The 23,213-nt window shown below is 35.2% G+C and carries 19 protein-coding genes; 9 read left to right on the top strand and 10 right to left on the bottom strand.

Features of this window, described 5'->3' with window-relative positions; all coding sequences use genetic code 11:
• Positions 1-78: 78 nt before the first annotated feature.
• Entirely contained in the window at positions 79-780 is a 702-nt protein-coding gene (ubiG, locus tag GQ598_RS04035) for a bifunctional 2-polyprenyl-6-hydroxyphenol methylase/3-demethylubiquinol 3-O-methyltransferase UbiG (protein WP_160402463.1), read from the bottom strand.
• A gap of 291 nt (positions 781-1,071) precedes the next feature.
• On the opposite strand from ubiG, the gene GQ598_RS04030 reads away from it, so the two are divergent.
• The 9 genes from GQ598_RS04030 (at position 1,072) to GQ598_RS03990 (ending at position 12,955) form a co-directional block, all read left to right on the top strand.
• The gene (locus GQ598_RS04030; protein WP_202112670.1) at positions 1,072-2,433 is read left to right on the top strand and encodes a sodium-dependent transporter; all 1,362 of its coding nucleotides are present in this window, start codon (positions 1,072-1,074) and stop codon (positions 2,431-2,433) included.
• Positions 2,434-2,759: 326 nt separating this feature from the next.
• Positions 2,760-4,634: a molecular chaperone HtpG gene (htpG, locus tag GQ598_RS04025; RefSeq protein WP_160402462.1), complete on the top strand. Its 1,875-nt coding sequence runs from the start codon at positions 2,760-2,762 to the stop codon at positions 4,632-4,634.
• A 182-nt stretch (positions 4,635-4,816) separates the two neighbouring features.
• Positions 4,817-5,659, top strand: a complete 843-nt coding sequence (licT, locus tag GQ598_RS04020; RefSeq protein WP_160402461.1) for a BglG family transcription antiterminator LicT — start codon at positions 4,817-4,819, stop codon at positions 5,657-5,659.
• Positions 5,660-5,843: 184 nt separating this feature from the next.
• Positions 5,844-7,754 carry a beta-glucoside-specific PTS transporter subunit IIABC gene (locus tag GQ598_RS04015; RefSeq protein ID WP_160402460.1) on the top strand — a complete coding sequence of 637 codons (1,911 nt, stop codon included), beginning with the start codon at positions 5,844-5,846 and terminating at the stop codon, positions 7,752-7,754.
• A gap of 3 nt (positions 7,755-7,757) precedes the next feature.
• Positions 7,758-9,149 (top strand): glycoside hydrolase family 1 protein, encoded by a 1,392-nt coding sequence (locus GQ598_RS04010; RefSeq protein WP_160402459.1) that lies wholly within the window; start codon positions 7,758-7,760, stop codon positions 9,147-9,149.
• 107 nt (positions 9,150-9,256) lie between these two features.
• On the top strand, positions 9,257-10,069 hold the full coding sequence (locus GQ598_RS04005; RefSeq protein WP_160402458.1) for a histidine phosphatase family protein: 813 nt from the start codon (positions 9,257-9,259) through the stop codon (positions 10,067-10,069).
• An 84-nt stretch (positions 10,070-10,153) separates the two neighbouring features.
• The gene (locus GQ598_RS04000) at positions 10,154-11,485 is read left to right on the top strand and encodes an OprD family porin (protein ID WP_160402457.1); all 1,332 of its coding nucleotides are present in this window, start codon (positions 10,154-10,156) and stop codon (positions 11,483-11,485) included.
• 13 nt (positions 11,486-11,498) lie between these two features.
• Positions 11,499-12,266 carry a histidine phosphatase family protein gene (locus GQ598_RS03995; RefSeq protein WP_160402456.1) on the top strand — a complete coding sequence of 256 codons (768 nt, stop codon included), beginning with the start codon at positions 11,499-11,501 and terminating at the stop codon, positions 12,264-12,266.
• Between the two features lie 143 nt (positions 12,267-12,409).
• Positions 12,410-12,955, top strand: coding sequence for a methylated-DNA--[protein]-cysteine S-methyltransferase (locus GQ598_RS03990; RefSeq protein ID WP_160402455.1), 546 nt, complete (start codon positions 12,410-12,412; stop codon positions 12,953-12,955).
• Positions 12,956-12,979: 24 nt separating this feature from the next.
• On the opposite strand, the gene GQ598_RS03985 is transcribed toward GQ598_RS03990, so the two are convergent.
• The 9 genes from GQ598_RS03985 to deoD all read right to left on the bottom strand — a co-directional run bounded on the left by GQ598_RS03985 (position 12,980) and on the right by deoD (position 22,909).
• The gene (locus GQ598_RS03985; RefSeq protein ID WP_160402454.1) at positions 12,980-13,870 is read right to left on the bottom strand and encodes a hypothetical protein; all 891 of its coding nucleotides are present in this window, start codon (positions 13,868-13,870) and stop codon (positions 12,980-12,982) included.
• Positions 13,871-13,912: 42 nt separating this feature from the next.
• Complete coding sequence (locus GQ598_RS03980; RefSeq protein ID WP_160402453.1) at positions 13,913-14,827, bottom strand: lysine exporter LysO family protein; 915 nt, start codon at positions 14,825-14,827, stop codon at positions 13,913-13,915.
• 80 nt (positions 14,828-14,907) lie between these two features.
• Positions 14,908-15,852: a VirK/YbjX family protein gene (locus tag GQ598_RS03975; protein WP_160402452.1), complete on the bottom strand. Its 945-nt coding sequence runs from the start codon at positions 15,850-15,852 to the stop codon at positions 14,908-14,910.
• 226 nt (positions 15,853-16,078) lie between these two features.
• Entirely contained in the window at positions 16,079-17,380 is a 1,302-nt protein-coding gene (eno, locus tag GQ598_RS03970) for a phosphopyruvate hydratase (protein ID WP_160402451.1), read from the bottom strand.
• 47 nt (positions 17,381-17,427) lie between these two features.
• Positions 17,428-19,065: a glutamine hydrolyzing CTP synthase gene (gene pyrG / locus GQ598_RS03965; protein WP_160402450.1), complete on the bottom strand. Its 1,638-nt coding sequence runs from the start codon at positions 19,063-19,065 to the stop codon at positions 17,428-17,430.
• Positions 19,066-19,391: 326 nt separating this feature from the next.
• Complete coding sequence (locus GQ598_RS03960) at positions 19,392-20,084, bottom strand: Crp/Fnr family transcriptional regulator (protein WP_160402449.1); 693 nt, start codon at positions 20,082-20,084, stop codon at positions 19,392-19,394.
• 69 nt (positions 20,085-20,153) lie between these two features.
• On the bottom strand, positions 20,154-20,948 hold the full coding sequence (locus GQ598_RS03955; RefSeq protein ID WP_370516526.1) for an outer membrane protein OmpK: 795 nt from the start codon (positions 20,946-20,948) through the stop codon (positions 20,154-20,156).
• A 50-nt stretch (positions 20,949-20,998) separates the two neighbouring features.
• Complete coding sequence (gene tsgA / locus GQ598_RS03950) at positions 20,999-22,168, bottom strand: MFS transporter TsgA (protein ID WP_160402447.1); 1,170 nt, start codon at positions 22,166-22,168, stop codon at positions 20,999-21,001.
• A 33-nt stretch (positions 22,169-22,201) separates the two neighbouring features.
• Entirely contained in the window at positions 22,202-22,909 is a 708-nt protein-coding gene (gene deoD, locus GQ598_RS03945; RefSeq protein WP_160402446.1) for a purine-nucleoside phosphorylase, read from the bottom strand.
• Positions 22,910-23,213: the final 304 nt, after the last annotated feature.

Below are 23,213 nucleotides of genomic sequence, written 5' to 3'. Positions count from 1 at the left end.
ATTGCCGAAGCATTTTACTCACTTTTACTATAAAAAACCAGCGATATTTAGTGTTAGATGCGATTTATTATCAGCAAACTATTTACGATTAGCCATTAAGATGTAGTTAACATCAATATTTGGTCCTAATTGAAATTGGTTTTTTAATAAATGGTATTCCATTCCTATTACATCACCAACAATGAGTTCAGCTTGTTCAACAAGTGTCATTAATTCTGATGGGCGAATAAAACGATTAAAGTCGTGCGTACCTTTGGGCACTAGGCGAGCAATATATTCTGCCCCATAAATTAATAGTAATTTGGCTTTATGATTACGATTAATGGTCGATAAAAACAGTTTGCCTTCGGGTTTAAGTAATGTTGCACAAGCTTGAATAATCGAAAACGGATCTGGCACGTGTTCTAACAACTCCATACAGGTAATCACATCATAATATCCTGGGTGTTGTTGTGCATGATCTTCAACCGTTTGTTTTTGATAATTGATCGTAAGGCCATTTTGTTCGGCATGAATTTTGGCAACGCTAAGCGATTCATCTGCAAGATCTATGGCGGTCACATTTGCCCCCAATTTGGCTAGGCTTTCAGACAAGATCCCCCCACCACATCCTACATCAAGTACGGTTTTGCTAGTTAACGGTCCGCACTTTTGTTGTACATAATCCACTCGCAATGGATTGATTATATGCAGTGGTTTGCATTTGCCATTTGGATTCCACCAATCGGCAGCAAGTTGTGAAAATTTGTCAATTTCGTTTTGGTCTATATTTTGTGACATAATGGCTCTTTAATATCAATAAAATCTAATATCAACTATATGCTATGTGCTTGTGATTATCAATAAATGGCCCTAATTATTCTTCTTTGTAAGATAGCGACCATTGCAATCATCTTAAAATTGAATATGATACATGTCTATTTAACCTGCTAAATTTTCATACAGATTTAACTAATAACCTGAATAATATCTTGTTTATAGGTTTATTTCATGGCATGATCAAAGGTTTATTAACAAAAAACACTATTCACAACGCTGAATTAAATTAATAAGACTAAAGGAAAAATATTAATGAGTACTGGTACTATGAAAAAAAGCCACTCACAATGGAGCTCGCGCATGGGATTTATGCTTGCTGCGGCAGGTTCTGCTGTTGGGTTGGGTAATATTTGGAAATTTCCATATATGGCAGGTCAAATGGGCGGTTCTGCATTTGTACTTACCTATTTGCTATTTATGTTTCTTATCGGCTTGCCGATTTTAGTTTTAGAATGGCTAATTGGCCGTCGTGGGCAAAAAAACCCAATCCATACAATGGAAGATGTCGCAGTTGCAGAAGGCCATTCAAAATCTTGGCGCTGGGTCGGTATTATTGGTGTAGTAGGTTCTTTTTTAATCCTATCATTTTATAGCGTTATTGGCGGTTGGGCGACCGATTATATTTTTATAGCAGCTAAAGGCTCATTTGATGGAGCAAGTGGTGCAGTTACTCAACAAATTTTTGATGATTTCCGTGGTAACGTAAGCCATTTATTGACTTGGCATACCATATTTATGGCCATCACTGCACTTATCGTTGCCTTAGGTGTTGGTGCAGGTTTAGAGCGTGCTTGTAAGCTAATGATGCCAGGATTAGGTATTTTATTATTAATTCTTGTTGGCTATGCGGCCTATGCTAGCGGTCCATCTTTTGGTGTTGCATGTGAATTTTTATTTTCACCTAATTGGTCAGCGTTAAATGGCACGGCTATTTTAGCGGCATTAGGTCATGCATTCTTTAGTTTATCGTTAGGTATGGGTATTATGATGGCATATGGTTCATACCTAGGACAAGACGTCAACTTATTGTCAACTGCGCGTACAGTTGTAATATTAGACGTTATTGTTGCCGTATTATCTGGTTTAGCTATTTTCCCTTTAGTTTTTGCTAACGGTTTACCTCCAGCAGTAGGAGAAGGCCTTATTTTCGTTACACTACCAATAGCATTTGGTAACATGGCTGGTGGTGCGATTTTAGGTATATTGTTCTTTATCTTCTTAACTTTTGCGGCATTAACGTCTTCTATTTCGTTACTTGAACCAACCGTTGAATTATTAGAAGAAAAAACTCCACTAGGCAGAAAAGCAGCAACGATCACAAGTAGTATCGTCATTTGGGCTTTAGGTATTGCTTGTTTGTTATCCTTTAACTTATGGTCCGATGTTAAACTCTTTGATAAACACATTTTTGATTTATTAGACTATTTAACAAGTAAAATCATGTTACCAGTGACTGGATTAGGCACTGTGATATTTGGTGCATGGATGATGAATCAAAAACGCATCCGCTCAGAGTTAAATTTAAGTCCTTTCTGGTTTAGTGTTTGGACTTTATTATCACGATTCGTAATTCCTGTTGCGGTGATTTTTATTCTTGTTTACGGGTTAATGTAATTGTAATTTAGTGTAACGTGTTTTTTTAGTTTAAAGCCTTGATTCATTCAAGGCTTTTTTTTGCCCTATTTTTGCGGCAGTTTTAGTTAAGTTTATTAACAAAAAATAACCAAACAATGTGTAAGAGATAAATTAATTTTCCCATTTCTATTGAAATCTTTTTTTTCATTCCCATATAGCAATACATCAATAAATCAAATCATTATGTTAATTTTATTCGATTAATACTAACTGACAATGTACTAAGTAGGCAGCGAAAAATAATAAAAGTTGTTATTGTCGTTAGAATTAATTGAAATAGCTAAATATAATAGAGGTACTAGTCAATGAGTAAGCAAGGCACTGAAACGCGCGGATTTCAATCCGAAGTTAAACAAATTCTACATTTAATGATTCACTCTTTATATTCAAATAAAGAGATTTTTTTAAGAGAGCTTATTTCTAACGCATCTGATGCGGCCGATAAACTCCGTTTTAAAGCACTTGAAAATCCAGATCTATATGCGGGTGATGGTGAACTTGGTGTGCGTATTTCGACCAATAAAGAAGCCGGCACTTTAACGATTTCCGATAACGGTATTGGTATGACACGTGATGAGGTGATTGAAAACTTGGGTACAATTGCTAAATCAGGCACTAAAGCGTTTTTAGAATCGATTGGTAGTGATCAGGCTAAAGATAGTCAACTAATTGGTCAGTTTGGTGTAGGTTTTTATTCTGCTTTTATTGTTGCCGATAAAGTTACTGTTAGAACACGCGCAGCCACTGCAAAAGCTGACGAAGCGGTTAAGTGGGAGTCAGCGGGTGAAGGTGAATATACAATATCTGACGATAATAAAGAAACTCGTGGTACCGAAATCACTTTACACTTAAAAGAAGACGAAAAAGAGTTTTTAGATGATTGGCGTTTGCGTTCTATCATTAGCAAATATTCTGATCACATTTCACTTCCTGTTGAAGTACAAACCACTGACGAAGAAAGCAAAGAAGTTAAGTGGGAAAAAGTTAACAAAGCCCAAGCACTTTGGACACGTAGCAAATCAGAAGTCACTGATGAAGAATACAAAGAATTTTATAAACACCTGTCACACGACTTTGCTGACCCATTAAGCTGGAGCCATAATCGTGTAGAAGGTAAGCAAGAATATACTAGTCTACTTTATATCCCAGCAAAAGCACCTTGGGATATGTGGAATCGCGATAATAAACACGGCCTAAAACTTTATGTGCAACGCGTGTTTATTATGGATGATGCAGAACAATTTATGCCAAACTATTTACGTTTTGTTAAAGGCTTAATTGATTCAAATGATCTACCATTAAATGTATCGCGCGAAATTTTGCAAGACAACAAAATCACCCAAAACTTGCGTAATGCGTGTACTAAACGTGTGTTACAAATGCTTGAAAAACTTGCTAGAGACGACAAAGAACAATATCAACAGTTCTGGAGTGAGTTTGGTTTAGTATTAAAAGAAGGTACTGGTGAAGACTTTGCCAACCGTGAAGCAATTGCTAAATTACTTCGTTTTGCGTCAACTCACACTGATAGCGATGCGCAAACTGTTGCGTTAGATGATTACATTAGCCGTATGCAAGAAGGTCAAGAAAAGATCTACTATATTACCGCTGACAGTTATGGTGCTGCTAAAAATAGTCCTCATCTTGAGCTATTCCGTAAAAAAGGCATTGAAGTATTATTGTTGTCCGATCGTATTGATGAATGGATGATGAGCAATTTAACTGAATTTGATGGCAAACAGTTCCAATCTATTAGTAAATCAGACGAATCAATCGAAAAACTTGCCGATCAAAACAGTGAAGATCAAAAACAAGTTGAAAAAGAACTTGAACCATTTATTGAACGAGTCAAAACTGCATTAGGCGATAAAGTAAAAGATGTTAAATTAACGCATCGGTTAACTGATACACCAGCAATTGTCACCACAGCCGCTGACGAAATGAGTACACAAATGGCTAAATTGTTTGCAGCAGCAGGTCAGAAAGCGCCAGAAATCAAATACACGTTTGAAATAAATCCAGATCATAAATTGGTTAAACGTATTGCCGATACGCAAGACGAAAGCGCATTTAACGATTGGGTTGAACTATTACTTGATCAAGCTTTACTTGCTGAAAAAGGCTCGCTTAGCGATCCAAGCAAATTTATTCAAACTATGAATAAATTATTAGCGCAATAATTCAGCTAAATAATAAAACATTACCCGATACGCTTAGTCGATCGGGTTTTTTTATAATATTAAGTATTTGTCAATAACTGATCTAGCAAAAATATGATACTTATCACACTTTTTTATATTTCTGCTTTCTATTTTTTGAGTGCGATTGATAATAGCTTATCTAAAAAGTTAGATTAAATATAATGAAAGTTCATAAAATACTAAACAATAACGTTGTTGTAACAATCGATGAAAAAGGGAAAGAGCTTATTCTTACTGGCCGTGGCATCGGTTTTAAAAAACGCGAAGGCGATTTAATTGATTCAAATCTTATCGAAAAAAAGTTTTCACTAGAAAACAAAGACACAGCATTCAAATTTACCGAGTTACTGTCTCAGATCCCACTTGAGGTATTAACCACGTCTGAAGTTATTATTAATTATGCGAAACAATTTATTGAAGGTAAATTACAAGATAGTATCTATATTTCGTTAACCGATCATATTCATTCAGCTATTGAACGCCATAAGCATGGCTTTGATATTCCTAATGGTTTTTTATGGGAAATCAAAAAATTCTATCCCAAAGAGTTTAAAATTGGTTTATATGCTCTATCAATAATTAAAGAACGCCTAAACGTAGAACTGCCAGAAGACGAAGCAGGTTACATCACATTCCATATAATTAATGCGCAACTTAATGGCACTATGCCTAATATTGTTAATATGACAAAAATCATGCGCGAAATACTCAATATCGTAAAATACCATTTTAACTTTGAATATGATGAAAACTGCCTATCTTACCAGCGCTTTGTCACTCATTTAAAATTTTTTGCACACCGCATACTAAATCAACAATCCCAACCACAACAAGATGCTTCGTTATATGAAATTATCCGCCAAAAATACAAAAAAGCCTATTTATGTACTAAACAAATTGATCTGCATTTGATACAACAATATCAGCATCCACTTTCGGATGATGAAAGTCTATATTTAACCATTCATATTGAACGACTGCGTACGGAACTTAAAAATTCATAATGTGAAGTAAATCACACTTTTGTGATCATTATTATAGAAGTCTTATCTGTTTTGTAAATTTGTGCTAATCTAAAAACACTAATTGGATTGTTACTGCAAAGTTAAAAAACATTTACTTTGCAAGCAAAACCTAGACCCAAAGCTTGGGGTCTAGGTTTTTTTTTGTCAAAAATAAGGATAAGGTATGAAAAACAAAGAGCTTGCCGAATCAATAATTAATAATATAGGTGGTAAAGATAACATCATCAGCCTAGTGCACTGCGCAACTCGTTTACGATTCGTCCTAAAGGATGAAACAAAAGCTGATGCCGAAGTGCTAAAAAAACAAAAAGGTGTAATAACCGTTGTACAAAGTAGTGGGCAATTTCAAGTGGTAATTGGCAATAATGTTGCTGATGTTTATAGTGACATTATGCAGTTAACTCATCTCAACGAGACCGACAACAAAAAAACTCAATCGAATAAAAAATCGGGATTATTGTCGAAACTAATCGATTTAGTATCAAATATTTTTATTCCTGTGTTAGTCGTCATGGTGGCAGGTGGTATTTTAAAAGGAGTATTTGCGCTATTACAAACAGTAGATATTGTCCAAAAAGACACACCAACTTTTAAGTTTCTAGATGCAATATCCGACGCTCCACTCTACTATTTACCGATGATTTTAGGCTTTTCTGCCGTTAAAAAGTTTGGTGGTAACCCTTATATGGGGTTAGCTATTGGCGGTGCATTGCTTCACCCAAGTGTAAGCAACATGATACCGGCAGGCAAATTTTTGCTAAAAACTGAACTATTTGGCATTCCGATTGACTTAATTCCTTATGGCTCATCGGTATTCCCTGTTATTTTAGCTGCGTGGTTTTATTCGTTATTAGAACGAAATTTATATAAAATCATGCATGATTCATTCAAAAAATTCATTGCACCATTACTTGGCTTCATTATCACAGTGCCATTGACCTTTGCGCTTATTGGACCTGCTGTAACTTATGGTAGTGCTTGTATAGCTGCCGGTATTGAATATTTGTATGCACTTAACCCAATTATTGCATCGATGATTTTAGCACCACTTTGGCAAGTATTGGTGATTTTTGGTATTCACTGGGGTCTTGTTCCGCTTTGTTTAAACAATATAGCAGCTGTTCATCAAGATTTTCTATTACCAATATTATTTCCAGCAGTATTTGCACAAGTTGGTGCAGTATTTGCTGTAATGCTAAGAGCAAAAGATCCAGAATTTAAAGCGCTAGCAAGCTCTTCGGTATTATCTGGTATTTTTGGTGTCACTGAGCCGGCTATTTACGGTGTTAATTTACCACTTAAAAGACCATTTATTATCGGTTGCTTATCGGCAATTATTGGTGGTGCAATTGTTGGTTATTACCATACTGTGATTTATTCCTTCAGCTTTATTAATGTCTTTTCATTTTTACAATTAATTTCACCTGAACACGGCATTGATGAAAAATTTTACGCAGTTGTATTTGGTTGTCTTATTTCATTTATCGTTGCCTTAATCGCTACTTATCTGTTTGGCATTTCGCAAGATAAAATTAGCATGATATCAAAAAATGATACTCAAAAAGACGAAGCAAATAACCAAGACAACACCAACCAAACCAATACCGATAGCGTCACTATTTTCAGCCCAATGTCAGGCAAAGTTATCCCACTAAGCCAAGTTAACGATCCTACTTTTGCCAATGAATTGATGGGTAAAGGCATTGCCATCATCCCAACTGTTGGTCAAGCCGTAGCACCTGATGACGGTGAAGTAGTATCACTATTTAGAACAAAACACGCGATTGGTTTCCAAACCAATTCCGGTGCCGAAATATTAATTCATATTGGTATTGATACCGTAAAATTAGACGGGCAACACTTTCAAGCGCATATCGAAGCAGGAAGTAAAGTGAAAAAAGGCGATCTATTAGTTAGTTTTGATATCGACGCAATTAAACAAGCAGGATTTGAAGTAACCACACCGATAATTATAACTAATACTGATAATTATCAAGATATAGAGTGTATTTTTAAACAAGATATTACCAAAAATGGTGATGCATTATTATCGCTATCAGCAAATAAGGAGTAAAACATGTCAACACAATTTCCTAGTGATTTTTTATGGGGTGGTGCTATTGCCGCCAATCAAGTTGAAGGCGCATATCGCAAGGCAGGTAAAGGATTATCAACATCAGACTGCACACCTAATGGACTGTTTGGCGATATTATTGATCGAAACAAACACGATATTAGCAGTATAAAAGACAACGCGATTGATTTTTATCACCGTTATCCAGAAGACATCGCTCTATTTGCTGAAATGGGTTTTACCTGTCTGCGTACATCTATTGCTTGGACGCGAATTTTTCCCAATGGCGACGAACAGCAACCAAACGAAGATGGTTTAGCGTTTTATGATAAGTTATTTGACGAAATGGCAAAACATAATATCACGCCACTCGTCACCCTATCACATTACGAAATGCCCTATAACCTTGTAACAGAATACGGTGGCTGGGGTAATCGCCAAGTGATTGAGTTTTTTACTCGTTATGCCAAAGTCGTCTTTGAACGTTACAAAAATAAAGTCAAATATTGGTTAACATTTAACGAAATCAACATGTCATTACACGAACCATTTACAGGTGTAGGATTAGATAGAAACAGCACAAAACAACAAATCTACCAAGCTATTCACCACCAGCTTGTTGCCAGCAGCCGAGCCGTTAAATTATGTCATGACATCATCCCTAATGCTAAAATCGGTAATATGCTACTAGGTGCTGTTGCCTACCCATTAACACCAAAACCAGAAGATGTTTGGGCTACACATCAAGAAAACCACGGTTGGTTGTTCTTTGGTGATATTCAAGTTAGAGGTTATTACCCAACCTATATGAATCGATTCTTTAAAGAACATAACATCAAGCTCGATATTACTGAACAAGACAAACAAGATCTAAAAGAAACCGTCGATTTTGTTTCGTTCAGTTATTACATGAGCTGCTGTGCAACCGCTGACGAGTCGCAAAAGACCAAAGGCAATATCTTAGATATGGTACCAAACCCTTACCTTAAAGCCTCAGAATGGGGATGGCAAATCGATCCTGTTGGTATTCGCTATCTACTTAACTTACTTTATGAACGTTATCAAAAACCATTATTTATTGTCGAAAACGGCCTCGGTGCCAAAGATACTCTCGAAGCTGATGGTACTATCCATGATGATTACCGTATCAATTATATGAATGATCACTTAGTACAAATCCGAGAAGCCATTAACGACGGCGTTGAAGTCATGGGCTACACCAGTTGGGGACCAATCGATCTTATCAGTGCCTCAAAAGCAGAGGTAACTAAACGTTACGGCTTTATTTATGTTGACCTAAACCAAGATGGTTCTGGTACATTAAAACGCTATAAAAAACAGAGTTTTTACTGGTATCAATCAGTAATTTCATCTAGGGGTGAGAATTTAAAATAGTCAGATAATTTAAGGGGAATGATGATAACTAATTCCCCTATTATCCTAAAATAAAATTTGCAAAATGAGTGTGCCCTACTAATCATTAGCCTCTCAAGGAATATAGCATGAAGAAAAAAACAATAAAAACGTTACTAACCAGTACGTTAATCATTATTACAGCTCTACTAACCAGTTGTGCCCAGCACTCACCTAAGGAAAAAGATAACAATACTGATGGTGATATAACAATCTACTTTGCTCGCCATGGTAAAACCTTATTTAATACCTATGATTTAGTACAAGGTTGGGCCGATTCGCCGCTTACAGACCAAGGCATTGAACTTGCACACTATCTGGGCGAAGGATTAAAAGATATCCAATTTGATGCTTATTATACAAGCGATGCAGGGCGACAACGCGAAACCATGCAAGAGCTTCTTAAACAAAAAGATGTTAAGGATTATAAAATTCGTGAACTTAAAGAATTACGTGAAGTATTTTTTGGCGGTTTTGAAGGTGGACCAAATAAAAAAATGGTTCGTGCTAGCATGAAACTAGCAGGATATAACTCTGTCGATGCGTTTTATAAAAATTACCAAGCTGGCAACCTAACTATAGATGTAATGATAAATTCAATTGCCAAAGCAGATCCTAAACACCAAGCTGAAAGTTACCAACAAGTGAAGGCAAGAACACAAGATGCGTTAAAAACCATCATCCAAAATGCACAACATAATCATGAAAAAACCATTCTTGCTATTTCATCTGGAATGTCAATGCAGGCGATGATTTATGATCTTACTGACAACAAAGATAAAAATAAACCGCTATCAAATGCAACAGTTGTCAAAATTACCTATAAAAATGGTCAATATAACGTGAGTGAAATTGGCAACATGGCATATGTCAATAAAGGCAAAGCCGTATTAAACAAATAAAAATATAATCCATACATAATGGAATTCACTAGATAAAAAATTAATTTTAATTTTTTATTTAAACATAAGTTAGGAAATACAATAATGAAAGTAAAATATCTCACACTTGCATTGCTGAGTCTGTCAACTTGTTCGGCTCTAGCGGCTGAAGTGAATAATGATTCATCCTTATATAATACTTTTTTCACAGATTCTAAATTTGATTTTTCTACACGTAATCATTGGAAATATTTAAAAGAAAATGCATCCCAACCCAAAGAAGTACACAGTGCTTGGGGGCAAGTATTTAGTTTTGATTATAAGTCTGGCTATCTATTTGATACTATTGGATTTGATATTACCTATGATAACGTAATAAAATTGGGAGCCAGTGATTACTTTGCATCCCGTAACTTACTTTATAATGATGGTAAAGGCTATAACAAACACAACGCTCAAGGTTTTAATAAATTTACCCAACGTTATGCAAAAATTAAACTAGGAAACGACGACTTTAATTTAAAGGGTAAAGCGGGCTGGCATAGTTTGAAAGACTTTGGAATAATAAGTTCATCTAAACATCTTACTCGTCATAGCTATCTTGGTTATAGTGGTACACTAAAATATGATAACATCTACTTTTCATTAGCATATATCGATAGTACCCTCCCTCGAGAATCTGCTAAAAAATTACATTTTTTAACAGCCGACCGTAAAAAAGTCATTGATAATATTTCAACTGCTGAAATCGCTTATAAAGATAAAGATCTAACTTTGGATTATTCTTATGGTGTTGCGAAAGATTACCTAAGGCGCCACGTAGTTGAGTTATCCTATAAACCAATGCAAAAATTGATTTTAGGCGGACAATTCTATGGAAGCTATGCACTTGACAATTATGACGCCATGAAACAAAACAAAAAAGAGTTTGAAGATCATGCATGGCATTATGCAACTGATGTCGAATGGAAAGAAGATGACTGGAGCGTCAAAATTGGCTTAGCTTACACTGATGCTAACAAACACAATGCGATTGGATATTATAACCGACATTTAGGTAAAAACACCCGGGGTCGCTTTAATGGGTTAGCCGCGGCAGGTGCTGACTATATGCGCGATGGAGAACTAGTCTTGACCAGTGTGTTAACTTACGACTTTGTCAAAGATAACAGCACTGGATTATATATGAACTATGGTGAATTTAATTACAAACATGACACACTAAAAAATGGCGAAATAAATATTTTCGACATATGGAAACCAACCAGTGGTGCATTTAAAAACCTATCTATTTTATCTAAAGTAGGTTATGGATGGTCTTACAAAACCACTAGCGGGTCAGATATTACACCAAAACTCGATAAACATGGCAAAGCCCAACGCTCACCAACACTTTCTGCAGAAACTGTTATTGATTACCGATTTAACTTGTTATAAATAAGGATAAAACATGAAAAAATTTATTATATTAATCAGCTCATTAATCATTGCTATTTCAACTATATCACAAGCTTTTGCTGATGATGTTTACCTTTACGTCACTCGGCATGGCAAAACCATGTTCAATAACGTACATCGTGCTCAAGGTTGGTCAGATACACCACTAATAAAACCCGGTGTTGAAGTTGCCGAGCAGCTTGGCCGTGGTTTAAAAGATGTCAAATTTATTGCTACTTATTCAAGCGACTTGGGACGTGCACGTCAAACAGCTCGTGTGGTTTTAGAATCTAAAGGCGATACAACCATTAATATCAACGAAATGGAAGGTCTACGCGAAACCTGTTTTGGTGAATTCGAAGGCGATCTTGATCCAAACATGTGGACCCCTGCTGCACAGCATTTAGGTTATGCAACGGATAAAGATTTAATGGCGGATTTCGCAAAAGGAAACATCACCCTTAAAAAAATGATGGATGCCATTGCCGCTGTCGAAAAATCTGGTGAAGCAGAAGATTACAATAAAGTAAAAACACGTATGCAAGCCTCGTTAAAAGCCATTGCCGAATCAGCTAAAGCACAAGGTGGTGGTAACGTTTTAGTGGTATCTCACGGTATGGCTATCATGGCTATGGCTGAAGAATGGTTAGATAAACCAGTGACAGAGGGACTTGGTAACGCAAGTGTCACTAAAATTCGTTATACTGATGATGGAAAATTTATTGTCGAAAGCTTAGGCGATATGAGCTACATTGAAAAAGGCAAAAATAAAGCTAAATAACCATAAAAAATATGGCTCATTGATGAGCCATATTCCCTCTTAATTTACTATTCAAACAATATTGATAAATAAATTGGTAGTAATTATCATCATAAACAAGCATAATTTAACATCGTTTTTATCGAATAGAGTTAAAAGACAAGATGTTTTATTTATGCAACTATTCATCCCCAATGGGATTAATTACTCTAGCCAGCCAACAAAATAAGTTAGTTGGAGCTTGGATTGAAGGCGAAAAATATTTTGGTCATACAATTAACACTCAAACAGAAGAAAAACCTAATTTAGCTATTTTTAACTCGACCCAAAAATGGCTTGATGATTATTTTTCAGGAAAGAAACCGAATCTATCTCAACTTAAGCTTGCACCAAATGGCTCCCCTTTTCGACAGCTAGTATGGGAAATTTTATGTAATATCCCGTATGGCAAAGTCACAACTTACGGCGATATTGCAAAACAGATTGCCCTTAAAACAAACAAAACAAGCATGGCTAGCCAAGCAGTAGGCGGCGCGGTTGGGCATAATCCAATATCCATTATCATCCCTTGCCATCGAGTCATTGGCGCAAACGGTAATTTAACGGGTTATGCAGGGGGGATAGATAAAAAAATTCAATTGCTACAACACGAAGGGGTCGACACCACACTATTTTTTGTGCCTAAGCAAGGTCATTTAAGCACAATCTAAAAAAACGAAATCTTTTTAATTTGTTTATTTTAGGTGATTGGTTATTTGTACATCATATTTACTTTCATCTATAATATTTACCCAACTTGGTATAATGGGCGTTCGACAGTAATAATTAGCTGAAGACTGTATATCTTTATTTCTAATTTTTTGAAATTCTGGCGTTTGAGGATCATCAAAGAGCTCAGGATCCCGACGACGATTCATTTTGAAAAACAAGAACTCTTCATACCAACTGTTGTGTAACCACGGTTTTGAATAACCTAAAGTGGCATAAATACGGTTACAAATAAAAGTTGACCGCCCACCAAAAACGAAGAAGAAAAAGAACACAAAAGCAACAAAACCAATACAGCTTGTTGTGGTAATGTCGATCACTTCTAAAGAATCCCACTCATGATTGAATAATATACTAATGAAAATCAAAATATCGGTAAATAATATTATCGATCCAACACCAAACATACAATACTTCAGCAATTGCAACGTCGAAAGACCAACTCCTTTAGGAAAAAATAAAGCATGATATTTAGGAAAGCGGACGGCATAAGCTTGATATTTGTTCTTATCAATTTGTTTGACGACCATTTCGACGTAATCACCATTGTTAAAAGCGACATTTTCTAGCTTACCTTTAACTTTGACATTACCGATATAACAAACAAATGGTGTGCCTTTTAATAGTTTGGTTTGTAGTAACCCAAAAGTTAATAAACTAAGCACAAATTCATAAACAAACTTACATATAGCTACGGTTATTAGAACAAATCCACCGATCATCTCGATAATAAATAGCCCCAGAATTGACTCAATAAAACCACAGTCTTCAGTTTTTTTATTTTGATCCTTTTTTTGATCTACTTTCAATATTTTTAAACGTCTTACTTTACCTTTTAATAAACTATACTTTCCCATTACCTTTTTTACTCCATTTAAATAGGCTTTGCTTTTTTTAAGCTAAAGCCCAAACCATCCATAGTTAAATAGCGTGATAAATATCGGCATTATAAGTGTTAACAAAAAACCTTGAGCAATAGCAGCAGGTACAATGGCTATTCCACCACCTTTTTGTAGCATTGGTAGAGTAAAATCCATTGATGTTGCACCACATAGTCCTAATGTTGTTAATTGATAACGCTTAATCAATGTAGGAATTAAAATAATCGCACACAATTCTCGTAATATATCATTTAAAAACGTAGCACTACCAATAATTGGGCCATGGGCTTCTGTCATTAAAATACCCGATAACGAATACCAACCAAAACCCGACGACATTGCAAGACCAACTCGCGCAGGCAAATCTAAAATAAATGAAGCAACAACTCCACCCAAAAAGGCACTTATCGTAACTAACAGCGTTGTTGTTATACCTATTTTATTAAGCAGAATTTGCTTGATTGAAATATTATTACTGCGTAATTGTATTCCGATAAAAAACAATAAAAAAACCAACACAACTTGCGTGGTAATTTCTGCATATTTCCAAATAAACAAAGGGAATAATCCACAAACAAACCCAAGAATTAACGCAATACAAACACGCAATGACTCAAAAATCATTTTAAAACGAGAGTCATAAGTTTGATTTGCTTTAACTGTTTTAGCAGGGGAAAAGTAATCAAAAATAAGCAAAACTACAAAATTTCCACCAAATGTACAAACAAACAAAACAATAGCGTAGCATAAAATAATTTGCAAATTAGTAGTCAAATTATCTAAATGAGCCAGTTCAGCACCCATAATGAACAAAATAAGGTAGATCATCCAACTCAAAGTTAGATTAATTTTGGACATCCATCTGTTGTTTTTAATTTTAATTAAATAACCTAAACCCAACGGTACTAGCGCAATAAGAAGACCAAAATACATATTTTATTCCTTAACTATTCCTTGCTTTTATTGTTAGACTAGAGAGTCAAATATACGTTTTAATCTATTACCACTAATCATTATGTTAATGATGCTAACGTTTGCTCAATATTAAGTTGAAGCTGATCCAATAAAGCATAACGATTACGGTATTCTGAACGTTTTTTACTGGCAATTTCTTCAATTGATTTTCGATTAATTTGGTTTGGCAGTATAAATAAGCCATTAGCATCTTGTTTTCCATCAAGGGTTAACCAAAAATCGTCATAATCAGACAAAATGCGTTCTTGACGGCTATTATAGCGCCAATTGTTATAGATATGAGTTTTGTTACCCACAGCAACAATTTGCGTTAATTGATAGTAACTGGCAATAGTTAATGCAGCTTCAACTGCAACGCGTTTAGGGAATAACCCATAGCAGGCTTTAGTCGCTTTTTGTACACGAGCACGTGCGTCATCGTGTCCTGTGCCTTGTAATCCAGCAATAAAGAGCGTTGGCTTGCCTTGATATTCAACAATTGAAAACGTTAATGTAGCTAAATCAATCCCATCGCTATCATAAAAATAAAGGCTCACTTCGCCTTCTCTGGCAAATTTGTTACGAGCTTGAATGGCAATTTGGATATTTGTTTCATTTTTAACAGTAACATTCGCCAATACAAAAGGTGATTGCGGATTATAAAAAGCTTTAGTTACGCTATCGGGTTGTTTTGCTAAAAAATCATAATGATAGGCCAATGCATCATAACGTGCTTTTTGGCTCAAACAAGATGCCAAATACGGTCGCTGTAATTTACATGGTAAATTAGTTTGGCACGAAAAATAATAGCCAAGCAATGGATACTGTCTTAATTTATCAAGCCATTTGAAAGTAATTGGGCTTAAGAACAAGGTTCTTAAAAAAAACTTATAACGATAGGTCGGGTTAAGCCATAATTCGTTTAGCGATAATTTACCGGTATAGAGCCAGTTAAAGAGTTGCCATTTACTTTTTGGCTGAGACATATTCGTAATATTATTCATAAGTAGAACTTTAAATCGAGTTAGTTATTTTAACAATTATAGGGCGACTAAATTAATCAATACGGATTAGTTATTAATAAGTCATAAAAAAATCAAACGATAAGAGTACAACACAACTTTAGTTGGTGCAACTATTCCTACATTAAGTAGGTCTAAATTATATGAAAATAAAAAACGGTGAACTAGTCACCGTTTTTTAAGTGATAATTTAGTTTATAAAAACTAATTATTGACCTTTAACTTCTTTTAAACCATTAAATGATGCTTTTGAACCTAAAGCTTCTTCAATACGGATTAATTGGTTATATTTAGCAACACGGTCAGAACGGCTCATTGAACCAGTTTTAATTTGACCAGCAGCTAAACCAACTGCTAAATCAGCGATTGTTGAATCTTCTGTTTCACCGCTACGGTGAGAAATAACAGCAGTATAACCCGCCTCTTTCGCCATTTTAACCGCTGCAATAGACTCAGTTAATGTACCGATTTGGTTAACTTTAACTAAGATAGAGTTAGCGATACCTTTTTCAATACCTTGTTTGAAGATTTTAGTATTAGTTACAAATAAATCATCGCCCACTAATTGAATTTTGTGACCTAATGCTTTAGTTTGGTATGCCCAACCTTCCCAATCGCTTTCATCTAAACCATCTTCGATTGATACGATTGGATATTGTTCTGTTAAACCTTCTAAATAATGAGTAAATTCTTGCGCAGTGAACTCTTTATTACCTTCACCTTTTAATACATATTTACCGGTTTCTTTGTTATAGAATTCAGAAGCTGCACAGTCCATCGCTAAAGTAATGTCTTTACCTAATACATAACCTGCTTTTTCTACTGCTTCTTTAATGCAAGCTAACGCTTCAGCATTTGAATCTAAGTTAGGAGCAAAACCACCTTCATCACCAACAGCAGTGTTCATGCCTTTAGCATGTAATACTTTAGCTAAGTTGTGGAACACTTCAGAACCCATGCGAATTGCTTCACGTACTGTTTTAGCACCAACTGGTTGAATCATAAATTCTTGTAAGTCAATATTGTTATCCGCGTGCTCACCACCGTTGATGATGTTCATCATTGGTAACGGCATTGAGTATTGACCCGGAGTGCCATTAAGGTCTGCAATGTGTTGATAAAGTGGAACACCTTTAGCAGCTGCGGCAGCTTTAGCGGTTGCTAAAGATACAGCAAGAATTGAGTTAGCACCTAAATTAGATTTGAAATCAGTACCATCTAAGTCAAGCATGATTTGGTCGATAGCAGCTTGATCTAATGCATCTTTACCAACAACTGCTTTAGCGATTGGTCCATTTACGTTTTCAACTGCTTTTAATACGCCTTTACCTAAAAAGCGAGATTTGTCACCATCACGAAGTTCTAACGCTTCACGTGAACCCGTTGATGCACCTGATGGAACAATTGCAAGGCCAACAAAACCACCTTCTAAATGAACTTCGGCTTCAACAGTTGGATTACCACGAGAGTCGATGACTTCACGACCATGTACTTTAACGATTTTTGCCATGTTATTTTCCTCTATATGACAGATATATTAAAAATATTAATTCAAAACTATTTTTGTTGCTGCTCTTGATAAGCTTTGGCAGCTTTAATAAAACTACTAAACAGTGGGTGTCCATCACGTGGTGTAGAGGTGAATTCCGGATGGAACTGACACGCAACAAACCATGGATGGTCTGGAACTTCAATGATCTCAACCAGCTTTCTATCCGTTGAAAGACCAGTCACTTTTAACCCAGCTTTAACCACTTCAGGTAATAAATTATTATTCACTTCATAACGATGACGATGACGCTCAGTAATCGACTCATTTTTATACATATCGTATACTAATGAATTAGGCTCCAAATGGCAAATTTGCGAACCTAAACGCATTGTGCCACCTAAATCACTATTTTCATTACGTTGTACTACATTGCCAGATTCATCGCTCCACTCTGTGATTAAAGCAATAATTGGGCTTGCACAATCTTTAACAAATTCTGTTGAGTTAGCATCTTTAATACCTGCAACATTACGTGCATATTCGATCATAGCCACTTGTAAACCAAGGCAAATACCTAAATATGGGATTTTGTTCTCACGCGCATAACGAGCTGCCATAATTTTACCTTCAACACCACGATAACCAAATCCACCAGGAATTAAGATCGCATCCAAGCCTTGAAGTAATTCTACACCACGCGATTCAAGATCTTCTGAATCAATATAACGAATATGCACCGTTAAACGATTTTTTAATCCCCCGTGTTTTAACGCTTCATTCACTGATTTATAAGCATCGGGTAAAGCGATATATTTACCCACCATACCAATGGTTACTTCACCCACTGGGTTGGCTTCTTCATAAATCACTTGTTCCCATTGCGATAAATCAGCTTCTTTACATTCAAGATTAAATCGTTTGCAAACGAAGGTATCTAAGTTTTGCGATTTTAATAACGCAGGTATTTTGTAAATAGAATCGACATCTTTAAGCGAAATAACAGCACGCTCAGGCACATTACAAAATAGCGCGATTTTGGCACGTTCATGAGCAGGAATAATGCGATCAGAACGGCAGATTAACACATCCGGTTGAATACCAATTGACAGTAATTCTTTTACTGAATGCTGTGTTGGTTTGGTTTTAACTTCACCAGCAGATGCTAGATAAGGTACTAACGTTAAGTGCATAAATAACGTGTGTTCACGACCCACATCCACGGCTAATTGACGGATGGCTTCTAAAAATGGTAGAGATTCAATATCACCTACTGTACCACCAATTTCAACAATGGCAACATCAAAACCTTTTGCCCCATCAATCACGCGTGATTTAATTGCATTAGTGATATGTGGTATAACTTGAACCGTTGCCCCTAAATAATCGCCACGGCGCTCTTTGCGTAACACATCAGAATAAATACGACCTGTAGTGAAATTATTTTTTCGCGTCATTTTAGTGCGAATAAAACGTTCATAATGACCCAAATCAAGATCGGTTTCAGCACCATCTTCAGTCACAAACACTTCACCATGTTGAATAGGACTCATTGTGCCCGGATCGACATTAATGTAGGGATCAAGCTTGAGCATGGTGACTTTTAAATTGCGGGCTTCTAAAATTGCAGCGAGAGATGCTGCGGCAATGCCTTTACCAAGAGAAGAAACGACACCGCCTGTAACAAAAATATAATTCGTGACCATTAATATTAGACCATTATTAATTTATTAGAACAATATTGCATCGATTTTTAGACATCAAAACCAATACAACATACAAGAATCAGACGGGAATGCAGTATAACAGAATCCGCCTTACCTCACAATTGAATAATGAGTTTTAATTGATGTTTTCATTGTATGGATTTGTAAAATTTTGTCTGTTTTATTTGTTAATAGCTCAACATAAGGTGTTTAGATTAATAGGTAAAATAGCCACATTGCATAGGCCATTTATAGCCGTAATATTATATTGCATAGTGGCGCGTTTTTATCTATTCATTGTTGAATATACAATATTCAACAATGTCCTAATATGGAATCTTATCCTTGCATTTAATAAATTCTTTAAGCTTTTCCATACTTTTGATTTCTAGTTTTCCTTCGTTTTTTTCAACGATATCTAATTTAACTAACTCACTTACAGCTCGACGATAAACACGATCTGTGGTACCAAAACGTTCAGCTTCTAGGTAGTTTTTTTGGAAACTACTTACTGGATTTATATTTAAATGATGCTGATAAAGATCGAACGCAATATTATAACAAATTGAATATAAAGTTCTCTTTAAGAAAATATCTAAGGTATCTTGATAATCAAAAGCAATTGCACTAGCAAAAAACAGTGCTAATTTAGGGTGTTCAATCAACGATTGATATAATTTATCGGCGCTAACAATTGACAATGTTAACGCTTCCTCAGCAATGATATCAAATTGGCATAGATATCCTGTAAAGAATTCCATTTCACCAAGAACGTGTTCATCACAATCAAGCGTACCAAGATGAAAACGACGTCCATTAGCGGCTTCGTAACGGATAGAAATCGTTCCATTATAAATTAGAACTAAATCATTAACTTTACACCCCTGACGGAACAAAATCGATTTTTCATCGACAATTTTAGTTTCAACAACACATTGTTTAATAACGGATTCAATCAGATTATTGTTATTTTGCCAATATGTACTAAAACGACCTTTATTTAAAGACTTTAGCTGCATATAATTTTAGCCACCACCGTATAACTTATCGTTTTTATTCAAAATTTTTTAAATATAACATTATTTTAATTAAAATTTATAACTAAGACTAAAATAATGACCGATACCGCTGGTTTTCCCTGCTCCAGATTTATTTTTAATCAATGACATATTACGGAAATACTTTAATCCATAACCAAGTGCCATATGATCAGTATGCCAATAAAATCCATTATACCATTCAATAGCATTATTACTATAAAGTGAGTTATTGGTTATTTTATTGGCGCCAAATTGATAATCAAAATAGCCTTGATAATTGATTGTACTTTGATTAGTAAATTGATAAATGGGTTTTGACCAACTTGTTGAATACATATAACCATCCCACTTACCTTCATTAGGTTCATTATAGTTTTCACGAACATAGCGCGCATAAACGTTCATACCCATCATACCAAACCACGGCACATCCACATCGGCGCCTATTCCTAAATATTGTTCAAACAACTCTCGATCACCAATATTATTTACACTAGCAATATACAACTCTTTAACTGCTCCAAACGAAAAATCCGATTGGAATAAACCATCAAGTGAAATTCTTGGTGAAATTTTGGCAAAGAAATTATCACCACCATATCGATCATCATGTTTACGATCAAAAATGTCGAAGATATCAACATAGCCATATAGATCCAAAACACCATACCGAGCACCAAACTCCGTCTCAAGATAAGTATCATTTTTTATATCATATGGTATTTTAGCATCAACACTTTGCATCAAATTTAACTGCAACCAACCATAATCATTTTTATGTAAGTTACCATCTTTATAATCAGCAGCATTAACGTTAGCAACACCAAACCAAATCAAAAGCATGCTTAATGTTAATTTTGATAATTTATAATAATTCCTCATGATATTTCCCTTCACTTCAGGTTATTTTTCCGTTTCAACAACTGAGAAATAACCAACATTACAATAATAACCGCATAAAAAACTGGAATTGCATTCATAATAATTTGCGTACCAAAATATTCTTGGAATAAAGAACTAATTGCAGGACTAAACATTGCCCCAGCACTACCGCTAACAAGAATAAAAGACACATTTTTACTTGATGCATTTTTAACAAATGTAACCCCATAGGCAACAAAAGAGTTATATAATGCAGAACAAACAAATCCATAGCCATAAGTGAAATAACTAATGTGATTAAGATCTTGAGTATTAACAATCGCAATTGTTATAACAAAGGCTAACAAAATGATTGTTATAAAAAAATGATGAATTTTAACTCGTGAAACAATAGCGGTTGAAACTAACGCCCCAATTAATGCAGCAGCCCAATATTGCGTAATGATATTTCCGGCATCTTCAAAGCTAATCGTAAATTTTTGACTAACAAAAAGTGGTGCCCAAGTTAGAAAAGTGTATAAAGCCAACATAGCCAAAAATAACCCTATGCCAGCCGATAAAATACCAAAATTCCATTCTGATTTTTGATTATTATTTTGTTTTTCAACCTCTTTAGACGCTATCATCAAATCAAAATTGGTAACTAAAATAATCACTAGAGTCAATACCGCAATAAGACCCACAGTTAAATAGCTACTCGCCCATGATAAAGAATGGGTTAAAGCATAAGTGGTAATAAGCGGAAAGATAACACCAGCAATATTAAACGTTGCATCTTGCACGACCAACATAGTACTTTGAACTCTATTTTGCCAAATAGAAACGACTATTGTTCCAGCAATACATAGCCCAACACCACCACACAAACCGATTAATGACATACAAATATCTAACACTATCAATGAATTAGTGAAATACAACATCAATGTACATACAACAATAAGTGTGTAACTTAATAAAGTGATGCGTTTGATACCAATAATATCAATCAAGAAAAAAGCTAAAATAGTACCAACTAACGCCCCACCATTAAGTAAAGAAAAGATAAAAGCAATCGTACTGACATCAGCATGAAAACATTGTGCAATCGGTTCGATTAACATACCAAATTGGCTGGCAAAACCCGCCATAATAAAATTAGCCAAAAAACTAATTAGGGTGAGTAACAGCTTATGTTTCATAACATTATCCTAAAAATGATTTAGCATGGTAATTTAAGGTTTAATAGCAACTTGTAAGGCTAGCTTAATCATATTGTTAAATGTCAGCTGTCTTTCTTCTGCAGAGGTTTCCTCGCCAGTTAGGCAATGATCAGAAACAGTTAAAATAGCTAAAGACTCAATATTGAATTGTTGAGCAATACCATATAAACCGGCCACCTCCATATCGATACCTAGAACGCCTGATTTTTCTAAAGTACTAATTAACGATTCATCAGGATCATAATAAAGATCACCACTAAAGACATTGCCAGCCTTAACGGGGATATTCATAACTTTGGCTGTTTCATAAGCACTATGTAATAAAGAAAAAGTAGCAGAAGTAGCAATGTTATAACCATTTGCTCTTTTTTGATTAGTCATTGAATCAGTCCCAGCGGCAACGGCTAAAATCACATCACGCATTTTTACGTTGTGCTGCGTTGCACCTAAACTACCGATACGAATAATACGCTTTACATTAAAATCATTGATTAATTCATGGGCATAAAGCGTAATTGACGGAATCCCCATACCGTGTCCCATAACAGAAACAGGAATACCGTTATATGTTCCGGTATAACCTAACATGTTACGTACATTACAAACTTGCTTTGCATCTGTTAAATAAGTTTCGGAAATAAATTTTGCTCGCAAAGGATCACCAGGCATAATAACGGTTTGAGCAAAATCATTTTTCTTTGCATTAATATGTGCTGTCATAATATTTCTTAACTATTTGAAAAAAATGACCTTAAGTATAGTAATGGCTTTTCGCTTTCAACTAGGACATAAGTCCTAAACCCATGATCTATACCACATTTTTACAAAATTGCTTGATAGCTAACGAGTTGTTGGATTGATAAAATTAGTTTTTTTTGGGAAGTTTTTGCCTTGGTGGTAATATAGCTATAGTTATATTGAATAATTTGGTGTGTTTTGCCTAGATTACACCATGAAGTGCAATTTTTCTTAGCTCCTTTGAATAAAAGGAGGCAGGGCTTTTAAACTTATGCCGTTTTCTTGG

The organism is Gilliamella sp. Pas-s95, from assembly GCF_009795795.1.
Taxonomy (GTDB): domain Bacteria; phylum Pseudomonadota; class Gammaproteobacteria; order Enterobacterales; family Orbaceae; genus Gilliamella; species Gilliamella bombicola.
This window is presented reverse-complemented; position numbering and strand designations above follow the sequence as displayed.